The sequence below is a fragment of the Aestuarium zhoushanense genome, from assembly GCF_056431045.1.
Window position 1 is genome coordinate 62571 of record NZ_JBWKMA010000022.1, and the last position, 10139, is coordinate 72709.

Sequence of the window (10139 nt, forward strand, 5' to 3'; positions counted from 1 at the left end):
GCCATTGAATTTTCGTCAATTCCCCATTCAACTGCCTTGATCAGACGCAAAGCGGAGAAAGTGATGAGCAAGAGCCTGAAACGTGTGACCAAAGCGCTCCATGACGCGGGTCTCGACATCACGCCCGTCGAATTGGGCGAAGCTCGCACCGCCGCCCAAGCCGCAGAGGCCGCAGGCTGCACCATCGACCAAATCGCCAAATCGATCATCTTTCAGGGCGAAACCTCAGGCGAAGCGATCCTGTTCCTGACCGCAGGCGGGAACCAAGTCTGCGCGGATAAGGCCACCGCACTAGCAGGCGAACCTTTGGGCCGTGCCGATGCAAACCTCGTGCGGGCGCAGACAGGCTTTGCCATTGGCGGTGTGTCCCCTGTCGGCCACCTAAACCCGATCCGTGCGTTTTTCGATCCGCGCCTGTCGGAATTCACCGAAATTTGGGCCGCAGCGGGCACCCCGCGCCATATCTTTCCCATCGCCCCTGCCGATCTTTTGCGGATCACAGGCGCAAATTCTGCCGATTTCACGAAATAATTTCTGAACGGGATCAATCCCTTAATCGCACAACCGGAAATAAATGTGAAAATCTTTAACATAGACCCTTGAAGGTGGGGTTGGGCATTCCGATATCGGTGATGTGAAACGGATTAACATCACCCCCGAAACGGAGCCCTTCAATGTCTGATACCTTTACGACCCCTCACCCGACCGCACCGAAAGGTGGCTGGTTCTCGCGGGCCGAAACTTGGCTCGACGAACGCGGCAAAGGCGCTTGGATCGCCGCTATGGTCCTTGGCTTTATCTTTTTCTGGCCGGTCGGCCTCGCCCTTCTTGCATATATGATCTGGAGCAAACGCATGTTCAGTGGAAAATGTTCTAACCGCCGCAAGGCACAGTCGCCCTTTGGTTCGCACGCGGCCTACCGAACCTCTGGCAACTCTGCGTTCGACGCTTACAAAAACGAAACGCTGCGCCGCCTCGAACAGGAACAGCAGGACTTTGAGGCCTTCCTCGAACGTCTGCGCGAAGCCAAAGACAAATCGGAATTCGATCAATTCATGGATGACCGTGCGCGTGCCGCTCGTGCGCCCAAAGAAGAAGACGAAACCGTCTAATCCAATTACCCTCGGGTGGCCGCTCCCCTCGGCCACCCGCCCTCTGACCATGAAAGCGATACAATGACCTACGGCCTTCCTGATCCTCAGATGCGCGCCGACTTCTACGACGGTGTCACCGCCAAGCGCGCGATTGCGTGGGTGATCGACACGGCACTGATCCTTGGTACGGCAATCGTTCTGATCCCCTTTACGGCCTTCACCGCCCTGTTCTTTTTCCCTGTGTTTTTGTTTGTGGTGGGGTTCATCTATCGCTGGTCAACCCTGTCAGGCGCTGGCGCCACGTGGGGGATGCGGATGATGGGCGTCGAATTGCGTGACAGCGACGGCCACCGCTTGGACAGTCGCACCGCGTTTTGGCACACCGTTGGCTATACCGTTTCAATCGCAGTCTTCCCGCTGCAGCTCGTTTCGGTGCTGATGATGCTCCTCTCTGAACGGAACCAAGGTCTGACGGATCACATTCTAGGCACTGCCGCTATAAACAGAATGCTTTAGTCGTCGTAGAGACTTGGACAAACAGCGCGAGGTTGCTAACCTCGCGCAAATTCTTTGCGATCCGAGTATTAATGCGCCACACGCTCCCGATAGCGCCCCAGTTTTATGTGACGGCCCCGCAGCCCTGTCCGTATCTCGACGGACGGATGGAGCGGAAGCTGTTCACTGCACTTCAGGGCGACGGCGCAACAAAGCTCAACGATGCACTGTCCAAACAGGGCTTTCGTCGGTCGCAAAACGTGCTTTACCGCCCATCCTGCTCCGACTGTTCGGCCTGTATGTCCGCCCGCATCAGGGTTGCGGATTTTGCACCATCCAAAAGCCAGCGCCGCGTGATCAAACGCAATAAGTCCCTCGCCCGCCGTGCGACCAGCCCTTGGGCAACTGAGGAACAGTTCGATCTGTTCCGCACCTACCTCGACAGTCGTCACGCAACGGGCGGGATGGCGGACATGGACCTCTTTGAATTTGCGGCCATGGTTGAGGAAACGCCGATCCGCACGCGGCTCATTGAATATACCGATGTCACGGACGAAGATCGCGCCCTGCGCGCCGTCTGCCTGACCGACATCCTCGATGACGGGCTGAGCATGGTTTATTCCTTCTTTGACCCAGAGCTAGAGCGCCAATCGCTCGGCACGTACCTCGTGCTTGACCATATCGAAATCGCCCGCGAAATGGGTCTTCCTTATGTCTACTTAGGCTATTGGGTGCCTGGCAGCCCTAAGATGGGCTATAAATCGAACTATTCCGCGCTCGAGATTTTCTATCAGGGCGCATGGCAGGACATCGGCAATCCCGACGATTACGAGGCAACGACCCATCCGCTCTCGATCGATCCGATTGCAGAGCAGGTATCGCGCATCCAACTGCCCGATAGCAAAACGGTGCGCTGATCGCGCACCGCTCTTTTAGTTTGACTGTCGCCTAGATTATCCGACCGCAATCGGCTCTAGGATATCCCCGAACAAGAAGTCCGACGCCGTCAGATCATCTGCGTTCATGTTTTCCATACGGATCATCAGGTCGCCATATTCAATGATCGCGGCGCTTTCGTCTTGGGACAGCATCAGGTCGCCGAACGAGCCACCAAGGATCTGCACCTTATCCTCACCGATGGTAAAGTCGCCGATCACGTCGGACCCGTCACCATCCGCAAAGTCAAAGATGTCATTGCCCGCATCACCAAACAGCGCGTCGTCGTCGATGCCACCTTGGATAAAGTCGTCACCGACCCCGCCGTGGATCGTATCGCTGTCATCGCCACCGTAGATGGTGTCGTTGCCGCCACCGCCATAAATGTCGTCGTCATCGTTGTCGGGGGCCAGATCAGGTGTTTCGCCTACATCAGCGATGTCGAGGATTTGCACCTCATCAGGGCCTTGGCCGCCATAGATCACGTCGTCGCCAGAGCCGCCGTTGATATAGTCGGCGCCTTCACCCCCGATGATCATGTCCTTACCAAAGTTGCCGTAGAGCGTGTCGTTGTCAAAGCCGCCGTCAATGGTGTCATCACCCTTACCGCCCCAAACTTGGTCCGCGTCGTCGCCTGTGATGATCGTGTCAGCGCCGTTGCCGCCCCAGACCGTATCCATATCGTCTGTTGGATCGGTGTCTGCGGTGAACACACCTTCATAGGCCATGTCTGGCGTGCCGCTCACAGTACCAAGGGCGATATCGGCAACCACGACCTCGGTCGCCAGATTGCCCGAAGTGTCGATCACATCATTGCCTGCGCCGCCCGTCACAACATCGCTGCCATTGCCGCCATTGATGGTGTCATCATCCGCACCACCGTGCAGTTTGTCGTCACCGTCACCGCCATAGATCAGGTCGTCGCCAGAGTTACCAAGGACCACGTCGTTACCAGCATCACCGTAGAGCACGTCATCGCCCAAGGCACCCCAAATGCTGTCGTCGCCCGTGCCGCCGCTGACCGTATCGTCGCCGCGACCACCATAGAGCGCGTCATCACCAAGGTTGCCGTTGATCGTATCATTGCCAGCCCCGCCCGAGACGTTATCCGCCCCAGCACCGCCGCGCATGATATCGTTGCCAGCGCCACCCTTGAGCAAGTCGCCGCCTTCGCCGCCAAAGACCTTATCGTCACCGAACCCGCCGTAGATCGAATCTTGACCGTTGTTGCCGTTCAGTTCGTCATTGCCGCCTTGGCCATAGATAATATCGTTGCCCACACCGCCCGAAACGAAATCATCGCCCGTGCCACCGCGCACCGTGTCAGCCCCCGCGCCCGCGTCGATCACATCGTCGCCATTAAAGCCGCGCAGGTCGTCATTACCGCCATATCCGTTGATCTGATCGGCAACCGCGCTGCCGTTGATCGTTTCACCGTCCTCGGTGCCATCGAAAACCGCGAGGTCCGCATCGACGTTGACGCTAAAGTCGTCAATAGGCGTGACTGCAATGTCCGTCAGGTTCTCGCCATCGACGGTCAGTTCCAATTTCACCAGACCATCGGTTGATTCATATTCGAGCGTCACAACGCCCGTGTCGGAATAGACATAGAGCGTATCGCCCGTCTGGGTCGGCCCAATACCGACGATCTCTTGGGTGCCTTGCGGGATGACGTTGTCATCGGCATCGACCAGCGCCACGAACAAGTCGGTCGCCCCATCGGTCGCAAGTGACGGTTCTTCCCAGATAAAAACGCTCGTCCCTGCCGCGTTTCCAATATCAACCGCTGGGACCAAATAGGTCACACCAACTGCGGTAACGGCCTGACGTGCAGCAATCAGATCATTAATCAAAGTCATTCTAAAATCCCCCACGATTAAACAACCATAGGGACCATGCCTCATTTTCGACACAATCGTAAAGAAATTCCTAACGCGGTGGCTTAGCCGCCCTCACAAATCCAGTGAATAACTCTGATTGATGTGAACTGAGAAACAATCTCGCCCAAAGCCCTGCGATTTAACGGCCCGTTAACCAGTTAACCGCCCCAAGCGGTCCCTTATCGATTCGACCCCACCCGCGACAAATTGAAAGAAAGTTGCGAAAAATGCCCGCCTCGCGACATTTTCTCTACCAGACAGGTTGACCTCGCTTTTCCGGCGTGCATAAGGTTCGCGCACGTAATCGAAAGGCCCGAGGGATGAAAAACCTTCTAGTAGTGGTGGGAAAATGGCGCATGGGCCGGTAACGGTTTTACCATAACGGTTCCCCATGCGCCCCCGAAAATCTCGGGGGCTTTTTTGTATGAAAACGACGTTAAAAGTAACGACGACGCAGGATAAGGAAGAACGAAGATGTCTCGTCAGATGACCGGCGCTAAAATGGTTGTTCAAGCTCTGAAAGATCAGGGTGTGGACACGATATTCGGTTACCCCGGCGGCGCCGTGCTACCGATCTATGACGAAATTTTCCAACAGAGCGACATCACCCACGTTCTGGTCCGTCACGAACAGGCTGCGATCCACGCCGCCGAAGGGTATGCACGCTCGACTGGTAAGGTTGGCGTTGCCCTCGTAACCTCAGGTCCAGGAGCGACGAACGCTGTCACAGGTCTGACCGACGCGCTGATGGACTCGATCCCGATCGTTGTTTTCTCGGGTCAGGTTCCGACCTTCATGATTGGTTCGGATGCGTTCCAAGAGGCCGACACCGTTGGCATCACCCGTCCTTGTACCAAACACAACTGGCTGGTCAAAGACACCGCTCAGCTGTCGGGCACCATCCACGAAGCGTTCCACATTGCGTCTTCGGGTCGTCCAGGTCCGGTTCTGATCGACATCCCGAAGGATGTTCAATTTGCGACTGCCGAATACACCGAAAAGACCAAACGCAAATCACACTACCAGCCACAGGTTAAGGGTTCCATCGAGGGCATCAATGACCTCGTGAAGCTGATGGAGAAATCCAAACGCCCGATCTTTTATACAGGCGGCGGCGTCATCAACTCTGGCCCTGCGGCCTCCCAACTGCTGCGCGAGTTGGTCGAAGCAACCGGCTTCCCGATCACCTCGACCCTGATGGGTCTGGGCGCATATCCTGCGTCTGGCGACAAATGGCTCGGTATGCTGGGTATGCACGGCCTCTATGAAGCCAACATGGCGATGCACGACTGTGATCTGATGATCAACATCGGCGCACGTTTCGACGACCGTATCACGGGCCGCATCGATGCTTTCTCGCCAAAGTCGAAAAAGGTTCACATCGATATCGATCCGTCCTCGATCAACAAGGTCATCCACGTTGACCTCGGCATCGTTGGCGATGTTGCGCATGTCCTCGAGGACATCCTGAAAGTCTGGAAATCCCGTGGCCGCGTGACCGAAAAAGAAGGTCTGGCGAAATGGTGGACCCAGATCAACGAATGGCGCAAAATTGACTGCCTCGCCTACACGGGCTCTGAAAAGACGATCAAACCGCAATATGCGCTGCAACGTCTCGAAGAACTGACCAAAGGCATGGATCGTTACATCACGACCGAGGTTGGCCAGCACCAGATGTGGGCCGCACAGTTCCTCGGCTTTGAAGATCCGAACCGTTGGATGACTTCGGGCGGCCTGGGCACAATGGGCTACGGTTTCCCTGCGTCTATCGGCGTTCAGATGGCTCACCGCGATGCTCTCGTTATCAACGTCGCGGGCGAAGCGTCTTGGCTGATGAACATGCAAGAAATGGGCACCGCGATGCAGTATCGCCTGCCCGTAAAACAGTTCATCCTCAACAACGAACGCCTCGGCATGGTCCGTCAGTGGCAAGAACTGCTGCACGGCGAACGCTATTCGTCGTCGTGGTCTGAATCCCTGCCCGACTTCGTCAAACTCGCCGAAGCGTTCGGTGCCAAAGGCATCATCTGCAAAGACCCCGCTGACCTCGACGACGCGATCATGGAGATGATCAAACACGACGGTCCTGTGATCTTTGACTGCCTTGTTGAGAAACACGAGAACTGCTTCCCGATGATCCCATCGGGCAAACCGCACAACGAAATGCTGCTTGCTGCAGATGCTGCGGCATTCGCCAGCGGCGCAACCCTAGTTTAAGGAGCACTGAAGATGTCTGCACTACGGATCAAAAAAGGCTCCTCCTCTCACTCGGCTTATGACCTACGCTCGACCTATGGCGACACCGTTGAACGCCATACCCTTGCAGTCACTGTGATGAACGAACCGGGCGTACTCGCCCGTGTGATCGGCCTGTTTTCGGGTCGCGGCTACAACATAGAAAGCCTCACCGTGGCCGAAGTCGACCACGAAGGTCACAAGTCGCGCATCACTATCGTCACCTCTGGCACCCCACAGGTGATCGTTCAGATCAAAGCCCAACTGGGCCGCATCATTCCCGTGCTCGAGGTTCATGACCTCACCGCAGAAGGACCGAGCGTTGAGCGTGAACTGGGCCTCTTTAAGGTCGCAGGCAAAGGCGAGCAGCGTGTTGAGGCGCTCCGCCTTGCCGATATCTTCCGCGCCAGCGTGGTCGACACAACACTGCAGAGCTTTGTGTTCGAACTGACCGGCACGCCCGAGAAAATCGACGCCTTTGCTGACCTGATGCGTCCCTTGGGTCTGGTCGAGGTGGCCCGCACGGGCGTTGCGGCCCTCTCGCGCGGCGATCACTAAATTCAGAACGGGCGGGATCATATCCCGCCCTTTTTTGACGCTGGGGGACGACGCGTCCTTTCTGCTTGAACCTACGGCCAAGCCCCTGCACTGTGCCCGCAATACGCGAACAAGAGGCAGTCATGGCACCCCGTAAAATCATCATCGACACCGACCCCGGCCAAGACGACGCAGTCGCCATTCTTTTGGCCCTTGGCAGCCCTGATGACATCGACCTACTCGGCATCACCGCCGTTGCAGGCAATGTGCCCCTGCCGCTCACGCAAAAAAACGCGCGGATTGTCTGTGAACTCGCAGGTCGTCCTGACGTTAAGGTCTATGCAGGCTGCGATGCGCCGATGAAACGCAAACTGGTCACCGCAGAACACGTGCACGGCAAAACGGGCCTCGACGGTCCGCAATTTCCTGATCCGACCATGCCGCTACAGGACCAGCACGCCGTTGATTTCATTATCGAAACCCTGCGCAACGAACCCGAAGGCACAGTCACGCTTTGCCCCATCGGACCACTAACGAATATCGCGACCGCTTTTGAACGCGCCCCTGATATCATCCCGCGCGTGCAGGAAATCGTCCTCATGGGCGGTGCTTATTTTGAGGTCGGCAACATCACACCCGCCGCAGAGTTCAACATCTACGTTGATCCCGAAGCAGCCCAGATCGTGTTTCAATCAGGCGTCCCCCTCGTCGTCATGCCTTTGGACGTGACGCATAAGGCGCTGACCACGAAATCCCGCATCGATGCCTTCCGCAATATGGGCACCCATGTTGGCACGATGGTCGCGGAATGGACCGACTTCTTTGAACGCTTCGATATGGAGAAATACGGCTCCGAAGGTGCGCCGCTCCACGACCCTTGCACCATCGCCTATCTCATTGACCCGCATCTGTTTTCTGGCCGCTACATCAACGTAGAGATCGAAACCCAGTCCGAATTGACACTCGGCATGACCGTGGCTGATTGGTGGCGCGTGACAGGACGCAAACCCAATGCGTTGTTCATCGGTGACCTTCACGCCGAAGGCTTCTACCGTCTGCTGACAGATCGGATTTCACGCCTATGACCACCTCGATCACGCTCGCGGGTCCCGACGCGCTCGACCGTGTGCTTTCGCTTGTCGAACGCAACCATGCCGAAATCGGTATCCCATCCGATGACGAAGGCCGCCGCCGCGCCATCACCCCATTGCTGAACGGGTCACCCCACGGAGCGATCTGGCTCATTGGTCCGCAACGTGCGCCCTTGGGCTATGTGCTGGTGACCTTTGGCTGGTCGATCGCGCTTGGCGGGATGGAAGGCTGGGTCGATGAGACGTTTATCCGTCAATCCGTGCGCCGCCGTGGCATTGGGACTGAGGTGCTCCATGCCGTCGCCGTCGCCTTGGGTCAAGGTGGCGTCAAGGCCCTGCATGCTCGTCTGCCTTCGCCCGATCCATCGCTGATCGCCTTTTGCGAACGGGTTGGTTTCCGCCAGCGCGACGGGCTGTTGGTGCTGACCGATACGCTCTGATCTGGTTATCGCAGCCCGGCGCCCCATATAGATATCATGCAACTTTTCGCCTTTGATAACAGCTACGCTCGGCTCCCCGCGCAGCTTTACACCCGCCAAACCGCGACACCCGTTCGTGCGCCTCAGTTCTTTGCCCTGAACGACGCGCTCGCCCGCGATCTTGGCGCGGACCCCAAAGCCCTCCGCGCCAACATCGATGTCTTTGCGGGCAACGCGGTGCCCGATGGTGCTGACCCGATCGCCCAAGCCTACGGCGGCCACCAATTCGGCCAATGGAACCCAGGGCTTGGTGACGGTCGCGCGCTCCTCTTGGGCGAGGTTATCTGCGACAAAGGCCGCTTTGACCTCCAACTCAAAGGATCAGGCCGCAGCCCATATTCCCGCGCTGGCGATGGCCGAGCTGGCCTCGGCCCTGTGATCCGCGAATATCTCGTGTCAGAGGCGATGAACGCGCTTGGCGTGCCGACAACCCGCGCCCTCGCCGCAGTGACCACAGGCGAACAAATCCTCCGCGAAGGCCCCGTCCCCGGCGCGATCCTCACCCGCGTCGCCTCTAGCCATATCCGCGTTGGCACCTTCCAACTTCAAGCCTTTCGCGGCGACGAACAGGCGTTACGCGCGCTCTACGATCACACCCTTGCCCGCCATTTCCCCACCGCTGAAACGGTCGAGGATGTCGTCGCCCAAATGATGGAGCGTCAGGCGGACCTCATCGCCCGCTGGGCGGCGCTCGGCTTTATCCATGGGGTGATGAACACCGACAATATGACGGTTTCAGGCGAAACTATCGACTACGGTCCTTGCACGTTTATGGACTCCTACCACCCAGCGACAGTGCTATCATCCATCGACCGCATGGGACGCTATGCCTATGCCAACCAGCCGCATATCGCGATCTGGAACATCGCCCAATTCGCATCGAGCCTCGTCCCCATGGCCCCCGATCAAGACGCCACTGTCGAGCGTTTGAACGCTATGATGGGTGACTTCGCTGGCCTCTATCGCAGTGCATGGATTCGCCATTTCGCCCCGAAACTCGGCCTTACCGCATCGGATCAGGCAGAACCCATAGCCCAACGGTTCCTCAAGATGATGGAGGATACGGGCACGGACTTCACCCTCACTTTCGCCAACCTCGACGAGCCACTCGGCCACAAAGATTATGCCGATTGGCGCAGTGATTGGATGGCCGCAAAACCCGACCTCGCCCTCGCCGCGCAAACGAACCCGCAGGTCATCCCACGCCTTCACCGCATCGAAGAAGTCATTCGCGAAGCAACAGAGGGCAACCGCGCGCCCTTTGACGCGATGCTCTCTGCCGTCATCGCGCCCTTTACCAAAAACCCCGATTTAGCTCGTGCCCCCGAACCGCACGAACGGGTCACGGCCACCTTCTGCGGCACCTAAGGCTCCTTTGTGCCCCAAATATCC

General features: G+C 57.6%; 10 protein-coding genes. 9 read left to right on the forward strand and 1 reads right to left on the reverse strand.

From position 1 onward, the window contains the following. Positions 1-63 precede the first annotated feature (63 nt). The 4 genes from AC07ED_RS07795 (at position 64) to AC07ED_RS07810 (ending at position 2506) form a co-directional block, all read left to right on the forward strand. Positions 64-531 (forward strand): YbaK/EbsC family protein, encoded by a 468-nt coding sequence (locus AC07ED_RS07795; protein ID WP_105235285.1) that lies wholly within the window; start codon positions 64-66, stop codon positions 529-531. A 143-nt stretch (positions 532-674) separates the two neighbouring features. Next, entirely contained in the window at positions 675-1112 is a 438-nt protein-coding gene (locus tag AC07ED_RS07800; RefSeq protein ID WP_105235286.1) for a DUF2852 domain-containing protein, read from the forward strand. Positions 1113-1175: 63 nt separating this feature from the next. Further along, positions 1176-1610 (forward strand): RDD family protein, encoded by a 435-nt coding sequence (locus AC07ED_RS07805; RefSeq protein WP_105235287.1) that lies wholly within the window; start codon positions 1176-1178, stop codon positions 1608-1610. A gap of 71 nt (positions 1611-1681) precedes the next feature. Beyond that, positions 1682-2506, forward strand: a complete 825-nt coding sequence (locus AC07ED_RS07810) for an arginyltransferase (RefSeq protein WP_105235288.1) — start codon at positions 1682-1684, stop codon at positions 2504-2506. 36 nt (positions 2507-2542) lie between these two features. On the opposite strand, the gene AC07ED_RS07815 is transcribed toward AC07ED_RS07810, so the two are convergent. Next, entirely contained in the window at positions 2543-4384 is a 1842-nt protein-coding gene (locus tag AC07ED_RS07815) for a calcium-binding protein (RefSeq protein ID WP_105235289.1), read from the reverse strand. 495 nt (positions 4385-4879) lie between these two features. Here AC07ED_RS07815 and AC07ED_RS07820 point away from each other — a divergent pair, with 495 nt between their 5' ends. From AC07ED_RS07820 to AC07ED_RS07840, 5 genes are all read left to right on the forward strand, one after another. Then, the gene (locus AC07ED_RS07820; RefSeq protein ID WP_105235290.1) at positions 4880-6622 is read left to right on the forward strand and encodes an acetolactate synthase 3 large subunit; all 1743 of its coding nucleotides are present in this window, start codon (positions 4880-4882) and stop codon (positions 6620-6622) included. A gap of 12 nt (positions 6623-6634) precedes the next feature. Further along, positions 6635-7198, forward strand: a complete 564-nt coding sequence (ilvN, locus tag AC07ED_RS07825; RefSeq protein WP_105235291.1) for an acetolactate synthase small subunit — start codon at positions 6635-6637, stop codon at positions 7196-7198. Between the two features lie 122 nt (positions 7199-7320). After that, on the forward strand, positions 7321-8262 hold the full coding sequence (locus AC07ED_RS07830) for a nucleoside hydrolase (RefSeq protein WP_105235292.1): 942 nt from the start codon (positions 7321-7323) through the stop codon (positions 8260-8262). Then, entirely contained in the window at positions 8259-8708 is a 450-nt protein-coding gene (locus AC07ED_RS07835; protein ID WP_105235293.1) for a GNAT family N-acetyltransferase, read from the forward strand. The genes AC07ED_RS07830 and AC07ED_RS07835 overlap by 4 nt, the downstream gene beginning before the upstream one ends. Before the next feature lie 36 nt (positions 8709-8744). Further along, positions 8745-10115, forward strand: a complete 1371-nt coding sequence (locus AC07ED_RS07840) for a protein adenylyltransferase SelO (protein ID WP_105235294.1) — start codon at positions 8745-8747, stop codon at positions 10113-10115. Positions 10116-10139: the final 24 nt, after the last annotated feature.